This window comes from Rhizobium sp. BK456, from assembly GCF_014194045.1.
GTDB lineage: Bacteria > Pseudomonadota > Alphaproteobacteria > Rhizobiales > Rhizobiaceae > Rhizobium > Rhizobium redzepovicii.
On record NZ_JACIAO010000009.1, the window covers coordinates 263953 to 288149 of the forward strand.

Consider the following 24197-nt stretch of genomic DNA (forward strand, 5'->3'; position numbering starts at 1 on the left):
CCCTTTGCCGGCCACGCCCCTCTCCCGGGGGCAAGGCCGGTATGGTTCTTATAGATTGCGGGCGATTACCATGCGCTGCACGTCGCTCGTTCCCTCATAGATCTGGCAGATGCGCACATCACGGTAGATGCGCTCGACCGGATAATCGGCCATGTAGCCGTAGCCTCCATGGATCTGGATTGCGTCGGAGCAGACGCGCTCGGCCATCTCCGAGGCAAAGAGTTTCGCCATCGAGGCTTCCGACAGGCAGGGCATTTCGGCCTCCCTCAACGCGGCCGCGTGAAAGACCAGCTGGCGCGCCGCCTCGATCCGCACCGCCATATCGGCAAGGCGGAAGGCGACGGCCTGGTGCTCGAAAATCGGCTTGCCGAAGGCCGTGCGTTCCCTAGCGTAATCGCGCGCTGCCTCGAAGGCAGCCCGCGCCATGCCGACCGCCTGCGCTGCAATGCCGATCCGCCCGCCCTCGAGATTGGCGAGCGCGATGCGATAGCCCTCGCCTTCCGCCCCGAGCCTCAATTCTGCAGGAATGCGCATGGCGTTGAAGGCGATCTGACAGGTATCGGTGGAATGTAGACCGAGCTTTTCCTCGACGCGGATCACCTCGTAGCCCGGCGTCTCCGTCGGCACGACGAAGGCGGTGATGCCCTTCTTGCCGGCATCGGGATCGGTGACGGCAAAGACGATGATGACATTGCCGTTTTTTCCCGAGGTAATGAACTGCTTGGCACCGTCGAGCACATAATGATCGCCGTCACGCCGCGCCCGGGTCTTCAGGTTGGAGGCGTCGGAACCGGCCTGCGGCTCGGTCAGCGCAAAACCGCCGATCCATTCGCCGCTTGCCAGTTTCGGCAGGAAGCGCTGCCGCTGCTCCTCGGTGCCGAATTTCAGGATCGGCACGCAGCCGACGGAGCTGTGCACGCTCATGATCGTCGAACAAGGTCCATCGCCGGCGGCAATCTCCTCGAGTGCCGCGGCATAGGCAACGACGCCCGTATCCGAGCCGCCATAGGCCTCCGGCACCAGCATGCCGAGCAGGCCGAGTTCGCCCATCTCCTTCAGTTCCTCGCGCGGGAACAGATGCTCCCGGTCGCGTTTAGCGGCTCCCGGCGCCAGCCGGTCGCGGGCAAAATCACGGGCGAGATCTGTGATCTGCTGTTGGAGGTCGGAAAGGATCATCTGCTCGCCCCCCGCTAGTGCCGCTCGATGGCGACAGCCGTCGCCTCGCCGCCGCCGATGCAGAGCGCGGCCATGCCGCGCTTTAGTCCGTATCGCTGCAGCGCCGAAAGCAGTGTCACCAAAATTCGAGCCCCCGATGCGCCGATCGGATGGCCGAGCGCGCAGGCGCCGCCATGCACGTTGACCTTTTCATGCGGCAGGTCGAGATCGCGCATCGCCGCCATGGCGACGACGGCGAAAGCCTCGTTGATTTCGAAGAGATCGACGTCGGAAAGCGCCAGGCCGGTCCGGTCGGAGAGCTTCTGCAGCGCGCCGATCGGCGCGGTGGCGAAAAGATTGGGTGCCTGCGAATGCGTGGCGTGGCCGAGGATTGTGGCGAGCGGCGTCAGGCCGCGCCGCGCCGCCTCGGAGCGGCGCATCAGTACCAGGGCTGCCGCGCCATCGGAGATCGAGCTGGAATTCGCCGCGGTCACCGTGCCGCCGTCGCGGAAAGCCGGTTTCAGCGACGGGATCTTGTCGAGCCTGGCCTTTCCCGGCTGTTCGTCGCGGTTCGCCACCTGCTCTGATTTGCCCGATTTCACCGTGACCGGCACGATCTCGCTTTCGAAACATCCGTCCGCGATCGCCTTCTGCGCCCGCGTCAGAGAGGCGATGGCGTAGCTGTCCTGCGCCTCGCGCGTGAACTGATAGGCCTCGGCGCAATCCTCCGCGAAGCTGCCCATCAAGCGCCCCTTGTCATAAGCATCCTCCAGCCCGTCGAGGAACATGTGATCCACGACACGCCCATGGCCGAGCCTGTAGCCGCCACGGGCCTTGTCAAGAAGATAGGGCGCATTCGTCATGCTTTCCATGCCGCCTGCAATCGCCGCTGAGGCGCTGCCGGCGGCAATCAGGTCATGCGCCATCATCACCGCCTTCATGCCTGAGCCGCACATCTTGTTGACGGTGCTCGCCGCAGTCGCGAAGGGCAGACCGGCATGGATCGCCGCCTGGCGCGCCGGCGCCTGCCCCTGCCCCGCCGGCAGCACGCAGCCGAAGACGACCTCCTCAATCGCCTCGGCCGCGATGCGGCTGCGCTGCAGCGCTGCGCGGATCGCCGTCGCTCCGAGCTCCGGCGCTGTCGCCTCTTTCAGCTCTCCCTGAAAGCTGCCGATCGGGGTGCGCGCTGCACCGGTGATGACGATGGGATCCTGCAAAACCATCTTTCCTCCTTGGGGCGAAGCGTTCACCGCGCGCCCATCCGCAATGCGCCATCGAGGCGGATGACCTCGCCGTTCAGCATGTTGTTTTCCAAGATATGGCGTACCAGCCCGGCAAATTCCGCCGGCCGACCGAGCCGCGGTGGAAAGGGCACGCTCTTACCGAGCGCCGCCTGAACCTCGGCCGGCATATCAGCCATCATCGGCGTCTCGAAAATGCCGGGTGCGATCGACACCACGCGAATGCCGTGACGAGCAAGCTCGCGGGCGATCGGCAAGGTCATGGCCGCCACCCCGCCCTTGGAGGCGGCGTAAGCTGCCTGGCCGATCTGGCCGTCGAAGGCGGCAACCGAGGCCGTATTGACGATGACGCCACGTTCGCCTTCCGCATCCGGCTCGGTAGTCTGGATCGCCGCCGCTGCCAGCCGGATCATGTTGAATGTGCCAATGAGATTGATGCTCACCGTGCGGGCAAAACTCTCCAGCCGGTGCGGCCCGTCGCGGCCGATCACCTTTTCGGCCGGAGCGACGCCTGCGCAATTCACCAATCCGCGCAAGCCGCCGAAGGCTTCGATGGCAGCGGCAACCGCCGCCGCCCCTTCCTCGCCATCGGTCACGTCGGCCCTGACGAAACGGGCATCGCTTCCGAATTCCCGGACGATTTCCTGTCCGGCTTCCGCGTTGAGATCGGCGATCGTCACCCGCCCGCCCGCCTCCACAAGCATGCGCACTGTTGCCGCGCCGAGGCCGGAGCCGCCGCCGGTCACGATGAAACTTGCACCTCGGATCAGCATGGACCTGTTCCTCCTGCCGGCCACGCCTCCTCCAGGCTCAGCCGAATGACAGGATTCTATTCCGTCGACCTATTGCAAGCGATGACAGAACTGCTCCATTATTTCGGACAGTTTTGCCATAGAGGGCGCGATGGCCGAAATCGAGCGACGCATGATTGCACCGGCCTTTGTCGAGGAGGCCCTTGACAGCCTTCGGCGGCTGGACAAGCCGACAGAGCCTATTCTTGCGCGTGTGGGACTGCCGCCGCTGGTCGATCAACCGGTGTCGGCCGAGACCTATGGCGCGCTCTGGCTGGCAATCGCCGCCGAGCTCGACGACGAATTCTTCGGCATGGGTGGCCGACCGATGCGCGGCGGCAGCTTCACGCTGCTCTGCCACTCTGTGCTGCATGCGCCAACGCTAGGCCACGCCCTGCGCCGAGCGCTGCGTTTCCTCGATGTCGTGCTCGACGATCCCAGGGGACGGCTCGTCATCCGCGACGGCCTGGCCGAGGTCGAGCTCACGGATGCCGGCGGCCCGCGTTCAGCCTTCGCCTATCGCACCTATTGGATCATCCTGCACGGCATCACCTGCTGGCTGGTCGGCCGGCGCATTCCGATCCGGCTCGTCGATTTCCGCTGCGCGGAGCCCAAACAAGGCGCCGACTATCGGCTCTTCTTCGGCGCGCCAGTGCTTTTCTCGCAAACCATCAGCCGGCTCGGCTTCGACAGCGCCTTGCTCGACCTGCCGGTGGCGCGCAGCGAACAGGCGCTCAAACAGTTCCTGCGCGGCGCGCCCGCCAATATTCTGGTGCGCTATCGCTATGATGCCGGTATCGCCGCCGCCGTCCGCCGCCGCCTGAATCTGGCCACGCCGGCTGCCTGGTCGCGCTTTACTGAGCTTGCCGCCGATATGCGAATGCCGCCCTCCACGCTACGCCACCGTCTGCACGACGAGGGACAAAGCTATGCCGCCATCAAGGACGACATCCGCCGGGATCTCGCCGTCGAACTGCTGCTGAACACTTCGATGTCCATCGGTGAGATTGCCGTGCAGCTCGGCTATTCCGAGCCGAGCGCCTTCTTCCGAGCCTTTCGGAAATGGATGGGCAAGAGCCCCGAGGTCTTTCGCCGGGAGGAAGCTCTCTCGCAATTGGATGGGCCATTGCAATCAAGGACACTTTGAACCTTCCGCAACCCGCGCTACATATTTCAGCGGGAGGAGTGCCATGTTTGATTTTTCGCTCGGCGACACCGCGGACGCGATCCGTGAAACGACGGCGCGGTTTGCGGCCGATCATATCGCTCCGCTGGCCGCGGAGATCGACGAAAGCAACACGTTTCCGCGCCAGCTCTGGCCCCAGATGGGGGCGCTCGGCCTGCATGGAATCACGGTCGAGGAAGAATTCGGCGGCGCCGGTCTCGGCTACCTCGAACACGTTGTCGGCATGGAGGAAGTCTCCCGCGCCTCGGCCTCGGTGGGCTTGAGTTACGGCGCCCATTCCAATCTCTGCGTCAACCAAATCCGCCGCTGGGCCTCGCCGGAACAGAAACACCGCCATCTGCCGAAGCTGATCTCGGGCGAACATGTCGGCTCGCTCGCGATGTCGGAGGCTGGCGCCGGTTCCGATGTCGTCTCGATGCGCCTACGGGCCGAGAAAAAGGGCGACCGCTATATCCTGAACGGCACCAAGTTCTGGATCACCAATGCGCCGCATGCCGACGTGCTCGTCGTGTATGCCAAGACCGAACCGGCGGCTGGTCCGAAAGGCATTTCCGCCCTCATCATCGAAAAAGGCCTGCCTGGTTTCAGCGTCTCGAAAAAGCTTTCCAAGCTCGGCATGCGCGGCAGCGACACGGCCGAACTGGTGTTCCAGGATTGCGAAGTGCCGGCCGAGGCGCTGATGGGCCGGGAGGGGGAAGGCGTGAAGATCCTGATGTCCGGCCTCGACTACGAGCGCGCCGTGCTTGCCGGCGGTCCACTCGGCATCATGCAGGCCTGCCTCGATGTCGTGCTGCCCTATGTGCGCGATCGCAAGCAGTTCGGCAAACCGATCGGCGATTTCCAGCTGATGCAGGCCAAGATCGCCGACATGTATGTCGCGCTGAATTCGGCCCGCGCCTATGTTTATTCCGTCGCCCGGGCCTGCGACGCCGGCCGGGCGACACGCACCGACGCCGCCGCCGCGATCCTCTTTGCCAGCGAGAATGCGGTGAAGGTTTCGCTGGAGGCGATCCAGGCGCTCGGCGGCGCCGGTTATACCAGGGAATGGCCGGTCGAACGCTTCCTGCGCGATGCCAAGCTCTACGATATCGGCGCCGGCACCAACGAGATCCGCCGCTACCTGATCGGCCGGGAGCTCATTGCGTCATGACGGTGATTTCGACTGCGATCGATCCCGACAGCGACAGCTTCAAGGCCAATGCCGTCAAGAACAGAACCCTGATCGACGAGCTCCACGCCCGTTCGGCGAAAGCGCGTGAGGGCGGATCGCAATCGGCACGCGAGCGCCACACAAGCAAGGGCAAACTCCTGCCGCGCGACCGCATCCAGCTGCTCATCGATGCCGGCAGCCCCTTCCTGGAGATCGGCACGCTGGCTGCCAACGGCATGTATGGCGACGAGGCGCCGGGCGCCGGCATCATATCAGGCATCGGCCGCGTTTCGGGCCGTGAGGTGATGATCGTCGCCAATGACGCGACCGTGAAGGGCGGCGCCTATTACCCCCTGACGGTGAAGAAACATCTGCGGGCGCAGGAGATCGCCCTGCAGAACCGGCTGCCCTGCCTCTATCTGGTCGATAGCGGCGGCGCCAATCTTCCGCATCAGGCCGAAGTCTTTCCTGACCGCGACCATTTCGGCGCGATCTTCTACAACCAGGCCCAGATGTCGGCCGAAGGCATTCCGCAGATCGCCTGCGTCATGGGAAGCTGCACCGCCGGCGGCGCCTATGTGCCGGCCATGTCGGACGAAACGGTCATCGTGCGCAATCAGGGCACGATCTTCCTGGCCGGCCCGCCGTTGGTGAAAGCCGCCACAGGCGAAATCATCTCGGCCGAAGAACTCGGCGGCGCCGAGACCCATGGCCGCCGCTCCGGCGTCGTCGATCATGTCGCGGAGAACGACGAACATGCGCTGCTCCTGGTCCGCGATATCGCAGCCAGCCTCAACAGCGTCAAATCCGTCGATATCGACGTCACGCCGCCGCGCCCGCCGAAACTCGATCCCGAAGATCTCATCGGCCTCATTCCGGATGATGTGCGCTCGCCCTATGACGTGCGCGAAGTGATCGGCCGGATCGTCGACGGCTCGGAACTGCATGAGTTCAAGCCGCTCTACGGCACCACGCTCGTCTGCGGCTTCGCCCGCATCTGGGGCATGCCGGTCGCTGTCATCGCCAATAACGGCGTGCTGTTTTCCGAAAGCGCGCTGAAGGGCGCCCACTTCATCGAGCTCGCCTGCCAGCGCCGCGTGCCGCTGCTCTTTCTGCAGAACATCTCCGGCTTCATGGTCGGCGGCCGCTATGAGGCCGGCGGCATCGCCAAGGATGGGGCGAAGCTGGTGACGGCCGTTGCGACCGCCACCGTGCCGAAAGTCACCGTCATCATCGGCGGCAGCTTCGGGGCCGGCAATTACGGCATGTGCGGCCGCGCCTATCGCCCGCGTTTCCTCTTTACTTGGCCGAACAGCCGTATCAGCGTCATGGGCGGCGAACAGGCGGCCTCGGTGCTCGCCACCATCCGCCGCGACGCGATGGAGGCGCGCGGTGAGGATTGGTCGGCCGCCGAGGAGGAGGCCTTCAAGGCACCGATCCGCGCCGGCTACGAGGCGGAGGGCAATCCCTATTTTGCCACGGCCCGTCTCTGGGACGACGGCATCATCGACCCCCGCCAGACGCGCGATGTGCTGGGTCTCGCCTTTTCGGCCTGCCTGAATGCGCCGATCCCGAAAGGGCCGCGCTTCGGCCTGTTCAGGATGTGAGGCGCGGTATGATGGAAAGTCTCCTCATTGCCAACCGGGGCGAGATCGCCCGCCGCATCATCCGCACGGCAAAGATGCTCGGCATCCGCACCATCGCCGTCTATTCCGAGGCCGATGCCGGCCTGCCCTTTGTCAGGGAAGCGGACGAGGCGATCGCCATCGGCCCGCCGCCGGCCCGAGAGAGTTATCTCTCACAGGAGCGCATCCTGGAAGCCGCCCGAAAGTCAGGTGCTGCCGCCATCCATCCCGGTTACGGGTTCCTGTCGGAAAATGCCGAATTCGCCGAAGCGGTTGAAGAGGCCGGCATTATCTGGGTCGGCGCGCCGCCGGCCGCCATCCGCGCCATGGGACTGAAGGACGCCGCCAAGCAATTGATGCAGGCGGCGGGCGTGCCCGTCACCCCCGGCTACCTCGGCTCGGACCAGAGCGAAGCAAGGCTCGCGGCCGAAGCCGATATCATCGGCTACCCCGTGCTGATCAAGGCCGTCGCCGGCGGCGGCGGCAAGGGCATGCGTCGCATCGACCGGCCGCAGGATTTCGCCGAAGGTCTCGCCTCCTGCGGGCGTGAAGCGGCTTCCGCCTTCGGCGACGACCGCGTTCTGATCGAGCGCTATATCGCCAATCCGCGCCATATCGAGGTGCAGGTATTCGCTGACAAGCTTGGAAATTGTGTCCACCTCTTCGAACGCGATTGCTCGCTGCAGCGCCGTCACCAGAAAGTCATCGAAGAGGCCCCTGCCCCCGGCCTCGATGCCGCCACCCGGGCGGCGATCTGCGAGGCGGCGGTAAAGGCCGCAAGAGCGGTCAACTATGTCGGCGCCGGCACGATCGAATTCATCGCCGATGCCTCCTCGGGCCTCGATCCCGACCGTATCTGGTTCATGGAGATGAACACGCGCCTGCAGGTGGAACATCCGGTCACCGAGGCAATCACGGGCGAAGATCTGGTCCTCTGGCAGCTGACGGTCGCAAGCGGCGAGCCGCTGCCGAAAAGCCAGGAAGAGATCACAATGAAGGGCTGGGCCTTCGAAGCCCGGCTCTATGCCGAAAACCCCGCCGCTGGATATCTGCCCTCGATCGGCCAGCTCGACCATCTCAAACTGCCGATGACGACCCGCGTCGACAGCGGCGTCGTTGAGGGCGATGAGATCACCGCCTTTTACGATCCGATGATCGCCAAGATCATCGCGCATGGGCCGAACCGTGAGGCCGCCCTTTCGAAGCTCGCCGCCGCCTGTGCCGGCATCGAGGTCTGGCCGGTCAGATCCAATGCCGGCCTCATCGCCCGCATCGCCAATGATCCGGATTTTCGCGCCGCGCGGATCGATACCGGCTTCCTCGACCGCCACGGCGAAAACCTCGTCGCCAGCGAGCCCGATGAAACCGTCATCGACAAAGCGGCCGCGGCACTTTCGAAGGACATGGATGGCGACCCCTGGTCCGCGCTGACCGGCTTCCGCATCGCCGGGCCAAACGACGGCCGCGTGCGCGTGCGCATTGACGGTCATCTCCATTGGGGCCGTGCCCGCGCCGACCTCGAGGCGAATGCTGTCGAGATGAACGAGGCGACGGTGCTTTTCGATGCGGGCAATGCCTGGTCGATCGGCCTGCCCCATGCGGGGGAGGTCGAGGCAAATCACGGCGTGGGCGACGGCGCCATTCTTTCACCCATGCCGGGCCTTGTCATTTCGGTGGATATCGCCGAAGGCGATCCGGTCGCCAAGGGGGACCGTCTGTTGACGGTCGAAGCGATGAAGATGGAGCATACGCTGCGGGCGCCCTTCGACGGCATCGTCGGCAAACTGCAGGTTTCCCCCGGCGCCAGGGTCTCGGAAAACCAGCTGGTCGTCACCGTCATGAAGGGAGAGGAGTGATGGCCGGCCGCTATTTCGACGAATGGGCAATCGGCGACCGCATCGCCCACGACATCCGCCGCACGGTCACCGAGACCGACAACCTGCTGTTTACGACGCTCTCCCACAATCCGCAGCCGCTGCATCTCGATGCCGAATATGCGGCCGGCACCGAATTCGGCCGGATCGTCGTCAACGGCACCTTCACCTTTGCGCTCACCGTCGGCCTTTCGGTCGGCGACTCCACGCTCGGCACGCTCGTCGCCAATCTCGGCTACGACAAGGTGACGATGCCGAAACCGGTCTTCATCGGCGATACGTTGCGGGTGGAAACCGAGGTGACGGAGCTGCGCCGCTCCAACTCCCGCTCCGACGCCGGCATCGTGACCTTCCGGCACATCACCCTCAACCAGCGCGATGAGATCGTCTGTCAGTGCCTGCGCACGGCGATGCTGAAGGTGAAGCCGTCATGAGGCTGCGCTCGCTGCTCTTCGTGCCCGGCGACCGGCCGGAACGCTTCGAAAAAGCCCTCGCCTCGGGCGCCGATGCCGTCATTCTCGATCTGGAGGATTCGGTTTCGCTTGCGAATAAGCCGAGGGCACGCGAGAGCGTGCACGAATTCGCCCTGCACCATTCCGGCGAAACCGCTCTCCTGATCCGCATCAATCCCCTCGCCTCGCCTGAATTCGAAGACGACCTTGCCGCCCTGACCGGCCTCCAACCTTTCGCTCTCATGCTGCCGAAGGCCGAGGGGGCCGCTTCCGTGCTGAAGCTCGCAAACTCCCTCGCATCGGCTATTCCCATCCTGCCGATCGCGACGGAAACGCCGTCCGCCATCTTCGAGATCGGCAGCTATCGGGAGGTTTCGGCCAGCCTCTGCGGGCTGACCTGGGGGGCCGAGGATCTGCCGGCCGCCATGGGGGCTACGACCGCGCGGAGGACCGACGGCCGTTATACGCCGCCTTACGAGCTTGCCCGCTCGCTCATGCTATTTGCAGCGCAAGCCGCCGCCGTTCCGGCGATCGAAACCGTCTATCCCGATTTCCGCGATCACAACGGTTTGAGGGCCTATGCCGGCCGCGGCCGGCGCGACGGTTTTTCCGGCATGATGGCCATCCATCCGAGCCAGATCGAGACGATCAACCACGCCTTCACGCCGGATGCGTCCGAAATCGCCTGGGCAGAGAAAGTTGCGGCCGCCTTTGCCGCCAGGCCCGACGCCGGCGTCATCCAGCTTGACGGGCGCATGCTTGACCTGCCGCATCTCAAGCTCGCGCTCCGCCTTTTGAAGAGCGCCGGACAATAGCCTCTGCCGATCAGCCCGACTTTGCGGCTGGTCTGGTGGCGACCTGCTGCGGCTCCAGGTAACCGGCGCCGATAGCGACGTAGAGGTCGACGTAGTCCTTGGCGACCTGCTGCACGGTGCCGGCAAGGCTTGCCTCGGCATCGGAGACCGAACGCTGCGCCTCCAGGATATCGAGTAGCGACGAGGCGCCGTCCTTGTAGCTCGTGGTCGAAAGCGCCAGCGATTCCTGCGCCGTCTGCACCTGCCGGCGCAGCGGCTCCAACGTCTGCGTGTCGCGGCGAACGGCCGACAGAGCGTTTTCGACCTCCTCGACGCCGTTCAGCACTGCCGCCTTCCAGGCGAGATACTGTGTCTTCGCGTCGGATTTTTCGATATCGACATTGGCGCGCAGCGTGCCGCCGTCGAAGATCGGTAGGTTAAGCGAGGGTCCGAAGGACCAGCTGGTCAGACTTGCGCCTTTGGCGCCCGATGATTTGACCCAACTCGGCGAGATCGAGCCGGAGAGCGAGATCGACGGGTAGAGCTGGGCTTCGGCTGCACCGATATCGGCAACGGCGGCCGCCAGTTCGCGTTCGGCCTTGCGAATGTCGGGACGGTTGCGGATCAGATCGGCCGGAATGCCAGCGCGAAGATCGCCGCGGAACACCGGCTGGCCCGCACTCTTCTGCAGCTCTCCCATCAGCGCGGATGCCGGCATTCCAATGAGGGTGGCTATGTGATGGGCCGATTCCGTGAAGCTCTTTTCCAGGCCGGGAATGTCGGATTTTGTCGACTGTACCAGGCCCTCCGCCTGCACGACGTCGAGGCGGGAGGCGGCACCGGCTTTCAACTGCAGCTGCGTCAGTTCGTAAGTCTGCTGGCGGGATTTCAAACTCGCTTTTGAAAGCACAATGCGCTCCTGGTAGTAGCGGGCGTCGATATAGCTCTCGACGAGGTCTTTCAGAAAAGTGAGCTTGGCGTTATCTGCGGTCGCATAGGCGGCCCCCAACGAGGCAATTGCGCTCTCCCTGGAGCGACGATATTGGCCGAAGAAATCGAGCAGCCAGGAGAGGCTGGCCTCGCCACCCGTCGTGTTCGTGGTGCCGACGGTCGTGCGCAGCCGGCCCTTCTCGCCGGATAATGTGTGCGAAGCGTCGACAGTCAGGCTCGGCAAGCCGCCGGCGCCGGCAACGGTGACATTGGCCGAAGCCGAGTTGATGCTTTCGAGCGCCTGCAGCACGTCGAGGTTCTCGCTGAGGCCGTGCGCCACCAGACCGTCGAGCCGCTTGTCGCGATAGGCCGTCCACCACTCGGCCGTCACGACATTGCCGTTGCTCTTGTTGCCCCCTTCTTCGAATTTGACCGGAAGCGGCATTTGCGGAGGAACATGATCCGGGCCGCTGACGCAGCCGGTCAGCAGAAACGTCAGTGCGGATGCGGCGTAGCGGAGGGATGATAGTCTTGTGCGAAGCGACGTACTCACGGGCGAGCCTTCTGAACCGGGATCGTGGGTTCAGGCTTAGCGAGACCAGCGTTAATGGCGGTTAAGAAACTGTAAAGTTAGGTAAAATCCGGCACCGCCCGTCGAGCGGTCTAAATCAGCTTTCATCGCCGGCCACACCATAGGGCATCGGCCGCCTCGGAAGCTCCAGCATGATCGCCAGGCCGCCGGCCTCCGGCAGCGAGGCATGCACGCGCCCGCCGTGACGTTCGATCGCCTGCCGGGTGATGGCAAGTCCCAGGCCGTATCCGCCTCTCGGCACGGCGTCCTTGCCGCGGGAAAACGGCTGGAAGATGCGTTCGAGTTCGTCCCGGCCGACACCTGGCCCCTGATCCCCAACGCGGATCGTAAGGCGGTCGGGCCCTACCTCGCAGGATACTGATATGCGCGAATGCTCGGCCGTATATTTGACGGCGTTGCGGACGACGTTTTCGAGCGCCCTGTAGATCAGTTCGCCTTCGACCTCGGCCCGGAAGACGCCGTCGACACTCGTCGTGATCGTCACCTCGCGGGCCTGGGCCTCGAATGCCGCGTCGCCGAGGATTTCATTCAGCAGCTCGATGACGTCGAGGGTCTGCGTCTTCAGCGGCCGACCGGAACCCGCCGTCAGCCTGGCAAGGGTCAGAACCTCGCCGACCAGCGTATCGAGCCGTTCGACTTCCCGGTCCATACGGTCGAGCATGGCGCCGAGTTTGGCCGGGCTTTGCCTGAGAACGCCGACGGCCGCCTGCAGGCGGGACAAAGGCGAACGCAGTTCGTGGGAGACGTCGTGGAACAGCCTCTGCTGCGCATCCTGCAATTCCTGAAGGCGGGCGGCGCTCGCATCAAAATCATAGGCGAGTGCCGTCACCTCATCCTTTCGGCCAGCCATCTTGTCGCCGATGCGAAAATCGAAGCGGCCATGGGCAAGAGCGCTCAGACCGTCGCGCAGATGCACGACGGGGCGAATGAGATATCGCGCCAATGCGCCGGCCGCGATCGTGCTGGCGATCAGGATGGTGAACCACGGCATGAACGGACCAAGATTGTCGAAGATGGAACTGGCTGGAGCCGACACGGAAAGCCGATAGCACACGCCATCCTTCAGCACGGATCGGGTGGTCACCGTGTTCTTCCCGGCGCAGGCATCGGCTTGCGCAGGTTTCGCAAGGCTGAGGCCCAGTGGCTGAGTCTTCTCGCTTGTGCTGACAAAACGGGCCGCGGCGTCTTCGCCGTCCTCAACCAGAATATTTGCCGTCAGGTTCAGCACGAGCGCCCGCCGCTCCTGTTCCAGCTCACCTGCGAAGGGAACCGCCTGAAGCAGTTTGACGATAAGGATGATGACAGCGAGGCTTGCGGCCAGCGTCAGCCAGATGATCCTGAAGAATTTCCAGAAAAGCCGGGGCATGGTCAGTCCACGAGAAGTTGATAGCCCTGACCGCGGACGGACTGGATCCAGGATTGTCCGTCCTCCCTCAGGCCGAGCTTCTGGCGAACGCTGCTGATATGGACGTCGATACGGCGGTCGAACGGCGTGAGCGGCTTGCCGAAGGCCCGCTTTGAAATATCCTGCTTCGACACCAGCTGACCGGCGCTGCGGGCGAGGACTTCGAGCAGGCTGAATTCGGTGCCGGTCAGCTCCAAAGTCTCGCCGCGCCATTCAGCACTTCTGCTGCCGGCGTGAATCACCAGCTGCCCCGCCCTGATCGTGTCGGTCGATGCGCCGGCTGCCGGCTGCCCCGCGCGGCGCAGGATGGCGCGCAGCCTCGCCGCCAATTCACCCGGCGAGCATGGCTTCGGCACATAATCGTCGGCACCGAGATTGAGGCCCGATATCCTGTCCACGTCGTCGCCTCTTGCGGTCAGCATCAGTACGGGAACCTGGCTCAGTTTCCGGATTCTCTGCAAAACTTCGATCCCGTTCATCCGAGGCATCATGATGTCGAGCACGATGATATCGACCGTATTGCCGGCGGCAGCGGCAATGGCGGCGCGACCGTCGGTATCCGTTGCGACGTCATACCCTTCTTCGATCAGATATTCCTGCAGAAGCGTCGTCAGCTCGGCATCGTCGTCGATGAGGAGAACCTTGTTCATTCACTTCGTCCGTCATTAGAACAGGATGATTTTAGGCCTGGTCGGCCTAAAATCTGAATCCTGTTCTACATTAAAGAGTTAGAGCATGATGTCTTGAGAAAACCGCTCACACTTTTCGGCATCATGCTCGGATCCCGGCAGCCATACAGCACATGCACAGTCGCGCGGCCAAGTTTTACCCAACTTAACACTAACTTGACCGCACTTAACGTTCGGTCCGTTACTTAACCTGCCATGACATCGACGCGAGCCGGGATCGGATTGCCGTGCATGAGCCGCAATCCGTCATCGAGTTGATCGCGGATCGGGAAAAGGCAGCGATGCCTTTGACCACAAGGAGTGCATCGTTGAGAAAACCATCCAGGCTATGCGCCGCCGCTCTCGTGGCGGCCGCGCTTTTCTTCCCCCTGCGCAATGCCGCGGCCGAGCAGGCGGCGGCGCCCGCCCTCACCGTCTCTCTGACGGCGCCGGCGCAGCGGAACTGGCCGGAGACCGTTCCCGCGAGCGGCTGGCTGAAGCCCTGGCAGGAAGCGGTCATCGCCTCCGAAACCAGCGGCCTGCGCATAACCGATGTCCTGGTCGACGTCGGCTCCGTGGTCACCAAGGGACAAACGCTCGTCCAGCTTTCCCAGGAGATCGTGCTCGCCGATCTCCGCAAGCAGGAGGCGGCGGTCGAAAACGCCAAGGCAAGCCTGTCGAAGGCCAAGGCCAATGCCGACCGGGCGCGACAGCTGCAACCTTCCGGCGCGCTTTCCGACGAGAAGATCGTCGAATATCTGGCCGATGAGCAGACGGCGACGGCAAGTGTTGCGTCCGAAGAGGCCGCGCTCGACACCGAAAAGATCAAGCTTGCGCAGACGACAATCACGGCCGTCGACGACGGGGTGATCACGTCGCGTTCCGCCAATCTCGGCGCCGTCGTCTCCGCCGGCACCGAGCTGTTTCGCATGGTTCGCCAGCAGCGTGTCGAATGGCAGGCCGAAGTGTCAGCACGCTACCTCCCGCGCATTTCTGAAGGCTTGAGCGTCAGGATCAACGGACCGGACGGCCAGGTCATCGACGGCAAGGTGAGACTTGTCGGGCCTTCGGTCAGCACCGATACCAGCCGGGCAATCGTCTATGTGGCGCTTCCCACCGATGTCCGGCCGCGCACCGGTCTCTATGTCACCGGCAATATCGAATTGCAGACCTCGCCGGCACTGACCGTTCCGGAGACGGCGATCGTGTTCCGGGACGGCATCAGTTACCTCTTCACTTCAGGTGAGGATCAGCGGGTCAGAAAGGTCAGAGTGGAAACCGGCCGCCGCAACAATGGCGAGGTGGAAATCGTCTCCGGCATCGATCGCTCGGCGAAAGTGGTGAACTCGGGCGGCGCGTTCCTGTCCGACAACGACCTCGTGAAGATTGCGGAGACAAACTGATGAACTTCTCAGCCTGGTCGATCCGCAACCCCGTACCGGCGATATTGCTGTTTGTGATGCTGACAGCCGGCGGGCTCTTGGCCTTCAAACAGCTGCCGATCCAGAATTTCCCGGATATGGATCTTCCCACGATCAACGTCACCGCGACGCTTGAGGGCGCCGCGCCGACGCAGCTCGAAACCGAGGTCGCCCGCAAGATCGAGGATGGCCTTGCCGCGCTCAGCTATCTCGATCACATCACCACGACGATCACCGACGGCACCGTCTCGATCAAGGTGTCCTTCGAGCTGGAAAAAGACAGCGAAACGGCCCTGAACGAAGTCCGCAATGCCGTCGATAGCGTCAAGGGCGATCTGCCGGCGCAGATGGAAACACCGAGCGTCACCAAGGTCACCGTACAGAGCTCCGCACTGGTCACCTATGCCGTCCGCTCGACCGCTCTCAACGAGACCGAGCTTTCCTGGTTCGTCGACAATGATCTGACCAAGGCACTGCTTTCGGTGCCCGGTGTCGGGCAAGTCAACCGCATCGGCGGGATCGACCGCGAGGTGCATGTGGATCTCGATCCCGCGACGATGGCGTCGCTCGGCGTCACCGCGGCCACCGTATCGTCGCAGCTGAAGGCCGTGCAGACGGATACGTCGGGTGGCCTCGGCGAAATCGGCGGCACCCGCCAGACCTTGCGCACGCTCGGTGCCCTGCCATCGGTCGAGGCGCTGAAGGGGCTGAAAATCCCGCTGGCGAACGGCCAGCAGGTTCGCCTCGACGACGTCGCATCCATCAGCGACAGCTTCGCCGAGCGCTCCTCGATGGCCTATCTCGACGGCAAGCCGGTGATCGCGGTCGAGATCAAGCGCTCGAACGGATTTTCCGACAGCGGTGTCGCCGCCGATGTCGACAAGGCGATCGGGGAGTTCGCCGCCAAGCATTCCAACGTTGAGATCGAAGAGGCTTACAGCACGATCGGTCCGATCATCGGCAACTACGATGGCTCGATGCACATGCTCTACGAAGGCGCGATCCTGGCGATCATCGTCGTCTGGCTTTTCCTCCGGGACTGGCGGGCGACGATCCTGTCGGCCGTGGCGCTGCCCTTGTCCGTCATACCGACCTTCCTTGTCATGTATCTCGCCGACTTCAGCTTGAACATCGTCACACTGCTTGCGCTGTCGCTGGTGGTCGGCATCCTTGTCGACGATGCCATCGTCGAGATCGAAAACATCGCCCGCCACCTGCAGATGGGCAAGCGGCCGATCGATGCCGCTCTCGAGGCAGCCAACGAGATCGGGCTTGCCGTCATCGCAACCACATTCACGCTGGTTTCGGTGTTCCTGCCGACAGCATTCATGAGCGGCATACCGGGCCTTATCTTCCGCCAGTTCGGCGTCACCGCTGCCGTCGCCGTTCTCGCCTCGCTGGTCGTCGCTCGCCTGCTGACGCCGATGATGGCCGCCTATTTCATGAAGGCCCATCCGACCGAGGAAAAGGACGGCCGAATCATGCGTGCCTATATATCAATCGTGAAGGCCGCCATGCACCGCAGGAAGACGACCGTGGCCGTCACCGCCGTCATCGTGGCGCTCTCGCTTTCGACCATTTCCCTGTTGAAATCTGGCTTCCTGCCCGCGTCCGACGACGCGCGGACCCAGATCACGCTGACCATGCAGCCGGGCGCCACCATCGAGCAGACCGACGCCACCAGCAGGAAGGCCGCGGATATCATCGGCAAGCTTCCCGACGTGACCCATGTCTTCTCCGCCGTCGGATCGGTGTCCTCGGGCGGCGGTCCCGACGCCGGCACCACGAGCGATGTCGGATCGGCGACGATCGTTGCCGTGCTGCCGCCCATCGACGAGCGTGACCGCAAGCAGTCGGAAATCGAAAACGATATCCGGCAGGCGCTTTCCATCCTTCCCGGCGTGCGCGTGGAGGTCGGCGGCGGCGGCAATGGCACGAAACTCGAGATCACGCTGGCTGGCGACGATGCAAATGTCCTCGATAGCGCCAGTACGGCGCTCGAGGAGCAGCTCCGCTCACTGCAGGGCATCGGCGCTGTGACATCGACCGCAGCCCGACAGGCGCCCGAGATTCAGATCACGCCCGACTTTGCGCGCAGCGCCGCACTTGGGGTAACGTCGAGCGCCATCGCCGAGGCCGTGCGCGTAGCGACCAACGGGGAATATTCGGCCGACCTGCCGAAGCTCAACCTGCCTCAGCGGCAGATTCCGATCGTCGTCCGCTTCTCGCCCGAGGCGCGTACCACTCTGGACGACATCAAGAACATGCGGGTGGCGGGAACCAACGGCAACGTCGATCTCGGATCGATCGCCGACGTGAAGATCGGCGGCAGCCCTTCGGAGATCGACCGCATCGACCGGATGCGCAATGTCACCCTTTCCGTCGAACTCAACGGCCGCATCCTCGGCGACGTCAACCGCGAGGCGCAGGCGCTGCCGACACTTCGTCATCTGCCATCGGGCGTCACCCTGGTCAACCAGGGCGAACTTCAGCGCAGTTCGGAGCTGTTCCAGAGTTTCGGGCTGGCGATGGCGATCGGCGTGTTCTGCATCTATGCGGTCATGGTGCTGCTCTTCCACGATTTCCTGCAGCCGCTGACGCTTCTGATGGCCTTGCCGCTCTCGCTCGGCGGCGCGTTGGTGCCGCTGGTGGTGACCGGAACGAGCTTCTCCATGCCTGTTGTCATCGGCCTGCTCATGCTGATGGGCGTGGTGACGAAGAACTCCATCCTGCTCATCGAATATGCGATCATGTCGCGTCAGCGTGGCATGTCGAGATTCGACGCCTTGGTGGATGCCTGCCACAAGCGCGCACGGCCGATCGTCATGACCACCATTGCCATGGCCTCGGGCATGCTGCCGGCGGCACTCAGCCTGATGGGCGGTGATTCGAGCTTCCGCCAGCCGATGGCAATCGTCGTGATCGGCGGCGTGGTGATGTCGACGCTGCTCAGCCTCATCGTCATCCCCGTCATCTTCACTTTCGTCGACGATCTGGAACAGATCCTCAAACGGGTCCTGCGCCGGATCGGACTGGCCGAGGACATCGCCGGGGATAAGCCGCATGCGTCCAACGATCACGCGGCGATCGCCTTCCAGCCTGAGATTTCGAAACGGGGACAAGCTCAGAGATGATGCCCCACAGGTGATTGGGCAGACGCTGCCCCACCGCACAAGGCCGGCGACGGCACCCTCTTCGGTCGCGTTCCCCTCCCCCGGAACAAGACCGCGGGACGTATTCCCCCGCAGGCGGCCACAAGCCGCCTGCGCGTCCTGCATCTTCTGGAAACGCTAGTCCGAGCACTCATCCTGATTGCAGTTTCCCCGTCTCGATCGACTGCCAGCAGCGCAGCGCGCACGTCGCCACGAGAACCTTTACCAAACTTTACACTTCCTTAACTGCGCTTGACATCCGCACAGCTATTACAGATCGACCTCAGCTCAATCCGGAGGGTCGTGTGTCCAAGGCACCTCGAAATATTCTGCTTGGCCGCTTCGCGGAGGGGAAAGTCATACTCGCCGCGATTTCGCGGAGGGCGCGTCCGTTTCACTCGATATTTTACGACTATAGAATTGCCAAAGTTCTTCGACTTTGCCTGCAAGATAATTACGTCTTGCTCTCTCATCTTCTGAGCGAAGCGATTGAACCAGGCCGTGCGGAGAGCCTTCGCAAAGAGTGTGATGCTCTGTCGGAAGACATTTCAATTGGCGGAACGGGGTGATTCATCGCGCGCTCACGACAGCGGTTTCATCGCCTCGAAATCGGGCAAGGCGCTGCTGGCGTAGCCGATCGCCCCCAGCGAAGCGATAGAGATCCTTCCGTCGCGGATCGACAACAGCGGTCCTTCGGCACCCTGCTCGTAAATATCCGGGTGGGCCGCCGCAAAACGCGCCATCTCCGCCTGCGGCGCACCCTGCATGCCGGCTACATAGTGATGGCCGTTACGCTCGACATGGGAGAGACCGAGCAGCGAAACCAGCGCCAGATCCTGCTGCACGGCAAGCCCGGCCTGACAGGTCAGGTCTTCGCCGGAGAGGAACAGGCCCGGCACACCTGTCGTCCTGATGCGGATCGCCTTGAGAAGCGAGCGATAGACGCCCTTGCAGGTTTTCGAGGAGACGCCGGTATAGCCAAGCTCACGGGCGTGGGCGAAGGCCTCGTCGCCATCGTCGCTCTCATCGATCAGGAAGGGCAACTGCGCCGCCAGAGCCCCGAGCGGTGTTTCCATGGTGATCGCGCGCGAGAACGGCTGTTCGACAAAGGCAATGGCCGCACGCAACCGTGCCAGCGGCGGCATCCCCGCGATGCGCGCCAGTAGGTCGGCAAGCGGTTCGGCAGCGCTGAATTGTTCGTTGCCGTCGACCGTCAGCCGATAGTCCGGCAGGCGGTCCAGCACGACGGCGATCCGCGCCAGCCGGTCTATATCGGCATCGACCACGCCAGAAAGCTTGATCTTGAACCAGCGGTTGCCATAACGCGCAATCACCGCCTCGAGGCTTTCCGGCAGACCGTCATCAACGGGATGGACGATATCGCTCTCGGTAATCGGGTCGAGCAGCCCGATCGTATGCCGGGCTGCAATCGAGTCTGCGGGGCGAAGGCCGGCGAGCACCGCGGAGGCGGCATTCGTATCGATATCGCCGGGTAGCATCGGGCCGCCGATGCCGACCAAGTTGCCACGCACCGCATCGAAGAAGGAAATGCCGGCAAGACGGCAATAGGCATCGAGTGCCGCGCGGGCGATCAGCGAAGGGCCAAAACCAGCGACCAACGGATTTCCGGGCAGGCGCCGCGCGGTTTCCATCTCGTTCAGGCGGGCAGCGCCAAACAATGTCGCCGGCGCGGATGCCTCGAGCGACGCAGCGGCCGAAACACGGATCGAGCCGCGCAATTGATCGACGTTCTGCGCCGGCGTCAGCGCCGGGTTTTTGTCGAACCATTTCGGCACCATCATTTCGGCGGCCGCGCCGATGGCGATTTTCCCTGTCTCATCCTCGAGACGCACCCTGAGAAAGGCCTGCGGCGCCCTTTCGAGGGTCGCTACGCCGAAGCGGAACGGCAGACGCAGGCGGGTATCGCGCTCGAAGGCGTCGATCTCGACAATTCTAATGCGCGGCGCCGTCACGCGACCTCCGATGTTTCTGTTCATGCTCATGCCATCCGCGCAAGCATGGCTCGCGACACTTCATGATGGAGCGGCTCCCGGCGCAGCAGCCGGCCGATCTCATCTACCATGGCCCGGCCTTGGGCGAAATGTGCCTCTTCGGTGTGGCCGGCGGCGTGCGGCGAAATGGTGACATTGATAAGTCCGGGGTCGCGGAAGGGGCTGTTCGGCGGCAGCGGCTCCTTGTCGAAGACATCGAGAGCCGCCTCGATACGGCCGGAGCGGATCTCCGCCAATAATGCGGCCTCGTCGATCAGTTCCGCGCGTGCCGTATTGATGAACAATGCGCCAGAGCGCAACAGCGCCAGTTCGCGGGCGCCGATCATCCCACGTGTTTCGGACAGGACGGGCGCATGCAGGGAAATCACATCGCTCTTCGCCAGCGCCTCGTCCAGTTCTGTCCTGACGACGCCGAGTGCCGCGGCCTCGCCGTCGCTGAGATAGGGATCGACAACCAGCACGCGGCAGCCGAATGGAACGAGCAGGCGCATGACCGCCCGTCCGACATATCCGGCGCCGACGATGCCAACCGTTCTGGCGCCCAGCAATCTTTGCGGCACGGCGGCGCGGACGTCGAGCCATTCGCCGCCGTCGCGCAATGCATGATGCAACCGGTGAATGCCGCGCATGGCGAGCAGCGCTTCGGCGACGACGAACTCGGCAACCGAGGCGGCGATTTTCGAGGCGGCATGGCTGACACGAAGGCCGTCGTCGAACAGCCGGGCGGGAACGAGCGTGCGGACGCTGCCGGCCGAATGGGCGACGAGGGCAAGTTGCGGATGACGCTGGCGCGCGGCGGAATCGAAGGGCGGCGTGCCCCATCCGGTCAGGCAGGCCGTGGCGCCCTGCAGCAGGCGGTCGGCATCGGCAGCGTCGATCGTGGCGCCGGCCGGCCAGCGGACGTCGCCCAGCGCATTCAACTCAGCGGTCGCCGCATCGTCCAGCATCATACGGCGGGTCTTTTCGGTCAAAAGGACGGCAATGACGGGCGGTTGTTCACGCATGCTTCTACTCTTTCGCTGCGGCGACCAGGCGCCTGAGATGGGCGAGATCGGCGCGGGCCTTGTCGAGCGCCTGTTCGCGGGGAACCCGGTATTGGGAATGCATGGAGAGCACCCCGGCAAAACCGGTGGCGATGAGATGCGGGATGATGTCGTTCCAGGGCACCATGCCGTCGTCGAGCCCATACCAGTCCGAATGCCAGGCACGCTGGCCCAGCGCCCCATAGGCGCCGGGAAACCAGCCGCAATTCTTGACCCCCATGCAGCAGAACCACGGGTCGAGAAGGTCGAGGGTCAGACGCCAGTCCTCGCTTCCCTCGCGGATGATCTGGTTGGCCGGATCGGGATAGGCGCCGATCCCGACGGGATCGCGCCCGGCCAGCAATTGCATCGCAAGCGCGCCGGAGCTGTGCAGGGTTCCGCCGTGCAGCTGGATCGTCAACTTCATGCCGAAGCATTCGGCGAGACGCTCGAAACCATCGAGGCCACGCCGCGCCTCATCGACCTGCACCTTCCAGCGCCGCAAGGGATCATAACGCCAGAAGCCGAGCCGGACCTGACCGATGCCGGCCTCGCCGCAAAAGCCGAGAAGCCGCGACGTGGCATCATCAGGCCGCGTGGAATCGATGGTCGCCATCGGGATGCGGAGGCCGGTTGCGGCAAAGAGCTTCGCCGCCTTGATGATTTCCTCTGGCCGGTCTGGAGAAACGGTGTGGCCGTCTCGAACGAGAAGATCGGCACAATCGAACCCGAGGTCCGCCGTGATCTCCGCCGCCTTCTCCAGCGGCAGACCTTCCAGGGTCTTGGTGAAATAGGCGATATCCATAATATCGCGGCTCATCGACTGGAAACACAGAGCTCGCTTTCGCGGCCGAAGGCATCCCGAGCGCGCACCGCATATTGCGCGCCCTCCGGCGGCGACATGTGCAGGAATGCCGTCGAGATCAACGGCACCGGACTGACCTTTTCAAAAGCCTCGCCGTCGGTGCTGGTAAGGACATCGTAGAAGATGGCGGGGCTCGCATCGCCGGCAGCCCAGAAGAGCATGCGCTCCTCCCGGCCGCCGAGACCGAGGTAGCGCTCGACGACGAGGCCGGTGGGTGCTGCCGGCGGTGCGCCGATATCGGGGACGACGAGCACCTGCGTCAGCGACGGCAAGGGCACGTCGAGATCGACGCTGACCCGGCCGTCGTCGCAGGCGACGGTGCTGATCGGGTGCAGCAAGGCCGGCTCCTGGGCGCGGCGCAGTTCGGCAAACTGCGCTTCATCAGGCACGGGCGGCGCGCCGACCGGCTCGAAGGGCCCGCGCGGGTTGCTTTCGTCGCGCTGGGCCTCCCATACCTCCATCGGATTGGTGAATTCCTCGTCGATGCGCAGCAGGCAGAGCGCATGGCGGCCGGGAACCAGCCCGCCGACCTCGAGCCGCACGGCGGTCCGGCCCGAACGATTGATGGCATCGACGCTGTGGATGAGGCTGATGGAAACGCCACCGCCCGGCAGCCGTGTCGGCAGGATCGCCAGGCCATCCTGATCGGGCGTCAGGGGCGGCTCGGCCGTCACCTTGCAGACGGTGTCGCCGAGCGTCGCCAGCAGCTCCATCGATGTGAGACCGGGCTTCTTGATGATGTCGAAAGGCGGCGCGCTGTCGATGTCGGTCACCAGCCTGTCCAGATCGGTCTTGTGCTCCCACTGCGCCTTGGTGAAATTGCGCGAGCCGAAATAGGCAAAGATCGTGCGCTGGCTCCAGCCGCCGATGAAGGCGTGGTCATTGCTGAGGAAGGTGAAATTCGCCGCCTTCGGCGCGATGATGCGCCGGTCGTGCTGCTCGATGATACGGGCGATGATCCCGGCATAATAGGCCTTGCCGTGCCAGCTGTGATGATCGCTCCAGCCGAGCTGCGGGTCGCATTCGTCGTTGGCGATCGGCAGGTCGGCGAGGCGCGGGTGATGCTCCTTGAGATAGTCGACGACCAGCAGGGTGCGGTCGACGATGGCATTCGTCTTCGGCGTCAGATCGTCCTTGCTGCCGTTGACGCCCTTTTCGTGGATCGAGATGTAGTCGAGGCGCGGCGGGCCGTCGCCGGTCAGGCAGCTCGTGCCGCTGTCGCAATGGGCCATCAGGGCGCGAAAGATCGGGGAGAGCGTACGGGCGGTGCCGGGGCCGCCCATCGGCAGGCCGGGATCGACGGCGTCGAGGCCGGCGACGCAGGCGTCGTAATAGTTGGTGTAGCCCTTGATGCCATAGGTCCACCAGCCGGAATCGGCTTCGTTCGTCGTTTCGAAATACCATGTCCGCAATTCGTCCATGCCGTAGCGCGCGCCGTAGCGATCGGCCGTCGCCGTCACGAGATCCCGCCAGCGCCTGACCTGATCCATGTCCTCGTAATCGGTAAAGAGGCCGGAGGGATTGCCCATCAGCTCGAAGAACGGCTTCAGGCGGTGCTCGATCATCACGTCGAGCGCCCGGTCGAGCAGCGACCAGTCGTAGCCGCCAAGACCCCCGGTCGAACGCAGCAGATTGTAGAGATAATGGACGCGCAGGAACCGGATGCCCTCGTTCGGCAGGCCGCCGATATAGGCAAGCATCTGGCGCATCTCGGGTTCGAGCAGCAGCTCGGCAGGCGAAAAGCCGGTGCCGCGCCAGAACCTGTCGAAGGGGCGCACCGTTTGGTTGGCATCAACATTTATTCGCGTCCGTTCACGCATGGGATCGTCTCTCCTTGAGCGGAAGTCTGGCAGTGCCCGCAA

The 24197-nt window shown here is 63.9% G+C and carries 18 protein-coding genes; 8 read left to right on the plus strand and 10 right to left on the minus strand.

The features are described from left to right. Positions 1 to 48: 48 nt before the first annotated feature. From FHX03_RS24750 to FHX03_RS24760, 3 genes are read right to left on the minus strand one after another with little or no spacing between them, the layout of a single operon-like run. Entirely contained in the window at positions 49 to 1176 is a 1128-nt protein-coding gene (locus FHX03_RS24750) for an acyl-CoA dehydrogenase family protein (RefSeq protein ID WP_097626263.1), read from the minus strand. Between the two features lie 14 nt (positions 1177 to 1190). After that, positions 1191 to 2378: an acetyl-CoA C-acyltransferase gene (locus tag FHX03_RS24755; protein ID WP_183855893.1), complete on the minus strand. Its 1188-nt coding sequence runs from the start codon at positions 2376 to 2378 to the stop codon at positions 1191 to 1193. Positions 2379 to 2401: 23 nt separating this feature from the next. Next, positions 2402 to 3169, minus strand: a complete 768-nt coding sequence (locus tag FHX03_RS24760; RefSeq protein WP_018246760.1) for a 3-hydroxyacyl-CoA dehydrogenase — start codon at positions 3167 to 3169, stop codon at positions 2402 to 2404. 130 nt (positions 3170 to 3299) lie between these two features. Here FHX03_RS24760 and FHX03_RS24765 point away from each other — a divergent pair, with 130 nt between their 5' ends. Genes FHX03_RS24765 through FHX03_RS24790 form a run of 6 tightly spaced genes read left to right on the plus strand, consistent with a single transcriptional unit; the run spans position 3300 to position 10289 of the window. Beyond that, positions 3300 to 4334 (plus strand): AraC family transcriptional regulator, encoded by a 1035-nt coding sequence (locus tag FHX03_RS24765; protein ID WP_183855895.1) that lies wholly within the window; start codon positions 3300 to 3302, stop codon positions 4332 to 4334. Positions 4335 to 4377: 43 nt separating this feature from the next. Beyond that, positions 4378 to 5523, plus strand: coding sequence for an isovaleryl-CoA dehydrogenase (locus tag FHX03_RS24770; RefSeq protein ID WP_183855896.1), 1146 nt, complete (start codon positions 4378 to 4380; stop codon positions 5521 to 5523). Then, a complete protein-coding gene (locus FHX03_RS24775) occupies positions 5520 to 7130 on the plus strand; it encodes a carboxyl transferase domain-containing protein (RefSeq protein ID WP_183780229.1) in 1611 nt (536 codons plus the stop codon). Before FHX03_RS24770 ends, FHX03_RS24775 begins: the two co-directional genes overlap by 4 nt. Before the next feature lie 8 nt (positions 7131 to 7138). Beyond that, on the plus strand, positions 7139 to 9004 hold the full coding sequence (locus FHX03_RS24780; protein WP_183855898.1) for an acetyl/propionyl/methylcrotonyl-CoA carboxylase subunit alpha: 1866 nt from the start codon (positions 7139 to 7141) through the stop codon (positions 9002 to 9004). Then, positions 9004 to 9456 carry a MaoC family dehydratase gene (locus tag FHX03_RS24785; protein ID WP_183780233.1) on the plus strand — a complete coding sequence of 151 codons (453 nt, stop codon included), beginning with the start codon at positions 9004 to 9006 and terminating at the stop codon, positions 9454 to 9456. Before FHX03_RS24780 ends, FHX03_RS24785 begins: the two co-directional genes overlap by 1 nt. After that, on the plus strand, positions 9453 to 10289 hold the full coding sequence (locus tag FHX03_RS24790) for an HpcH/HpaI aldolase/citrate lyase family protein (RefSeq protein ID WP_183780235.1): 837 nt from the start codon (positions 9453 to 9455) through the stop codon (positions 10287 to 10289). The genes FHX03_RS24785 and FHX03_RS24790 overlap by 4 nt, the downstream gene beginning before the upstream one ends. A gap of 10 nt (positions 10290 to 10299) precedes the next feature. Here the strand turns inward: FHX03_RS24790 and FHX03_RS24795 are convergent, their stop codons facing one another. The 3 genes from FHX03_RS24795 to FHX03_RS24805 form a co-directional block, all read right to left on the minus strand. After that, entirely contained in the window at positions 10300 to 11751 is a 1452-nt protein-coding gene (locus tag FHX03_RS24795; RefSeq protein WP_183855900.1) for an efflux transporter outer membrane subunit, read from the minus strand. Between the two features lie 115 nt (positions 11752 to 11866). Then, complete coding sequence (locus FHX03_RS24800) at positions 11867 to 13156, minus strand: ATP-binding protein (RefSeq protein WP_097626272.1); 1290 nt, start codon at positions 13154 to 13156, stop codon at positions 11867 to 11869. Between the two features lie 2 nt (positions 13157 to 13158). After that, a complete protein-coding gene (locus tag FHX03_RS24805; RefSeq protein WP_183855902.1) occupies positions 13159 to 13845 on the minus strand; it encodes a response regulator in 687 nt (228 codons plus the stop codon). A 320-nt stretch (positions 13846 to 14165) separates the two neighbouring features. Between FHX03_RS24805 and FHX03_RS24810 the strand changes: the two genes are divergently transcribed. Beyond that, positions 14166 to 15266 carry an efflux RND transporter periplasmic adaptor subunit gene (locus tag FHX03_RS24810; RefSeq protein WP_183855904.1) on the plus strand — a complete coding sequence of 367 codons (1101 nt, stop codon included), beginning with the start codon at positions 14166 to 14168 and terminating at the stop codon, positions 15264 to 15266. Next, positions 15266 to 18418, plus strand: coding sequence for an efflux RND transporter permease subunit (locus tag FHX03_RS24815; RefSeq protein ID WP_183855905.1), 3153 nt, complete (start codon positions 15266 to 15268; stop codon positions 18416 to 18418). The genes FHX03_RS24810 and FHX03_RS24815 overlap by 1 nt, the downstream gene beginning before the upstream one ends. Before the next feature lie 599 nt (positions 18419 to 19017). Here the strand turns inward: FHX03_RS24815 and FHX03_RS24820 are convergent. Genes FHX03_RS24820 through FHX03_RS24835 form a run of 4 tightly spaced genes read right to left on the minus strand, consistent with a single transcriptional unit; the run spans position 19018 to position 24155 of the window. Next, positions 19018 to 20439: a mandelate racemase gene (locus tag FHX03_RS24820; RefSeq protein WP_183780247.1), complete on the minus strand. Its 1422-nt coding sequence runs from the start codon at positions 20437 to 20439 to the stop codon at positions 19018 to 19020. After that, positions 20436 to 21452: a hydroxyacid dehydrogenase gene (locus FHX03_RS24825; protein WP_183780250.1), complete on the minus strand. Its 1017-nt coding sequence runs from the start codon at positions 21450 to 21452 to the stop codon at positions 20436 to 20438. The genes FHX03_RS24820 and FHX03_RS24825 overlap by 4 nt, the downstream gene beginning before the upstream one ends. A gap of 4 nt (positions 21453 to 21456) precedes the next feature. Then, on the minus strand, positions 21457 to 22275 hold the full coding sequence (locus tag FHX03_RS24830) for a sugar phosphate isomerase/epimerase family protein (protein WP_183780329.1): 819 nt from the start codon (positions 22273 to 22275) through the stop codon (positions 21457 to 21459). A gap of 11 nt (positions 22276 to 22286) precedes the next feature. Beyond that, complete coding sequence (locus tag FHX03_RS24835) at positions 22287 to 24155, minus strand: GH39 family glycosyl hydrolase (RefSeq protein WP_183855907.1); 1869 nt, start codon at positions 24153 to 24155, stop codon at positions 22287 to 22289. Positions 24156 to 24197: the final 42 nt, after the last annotated feature.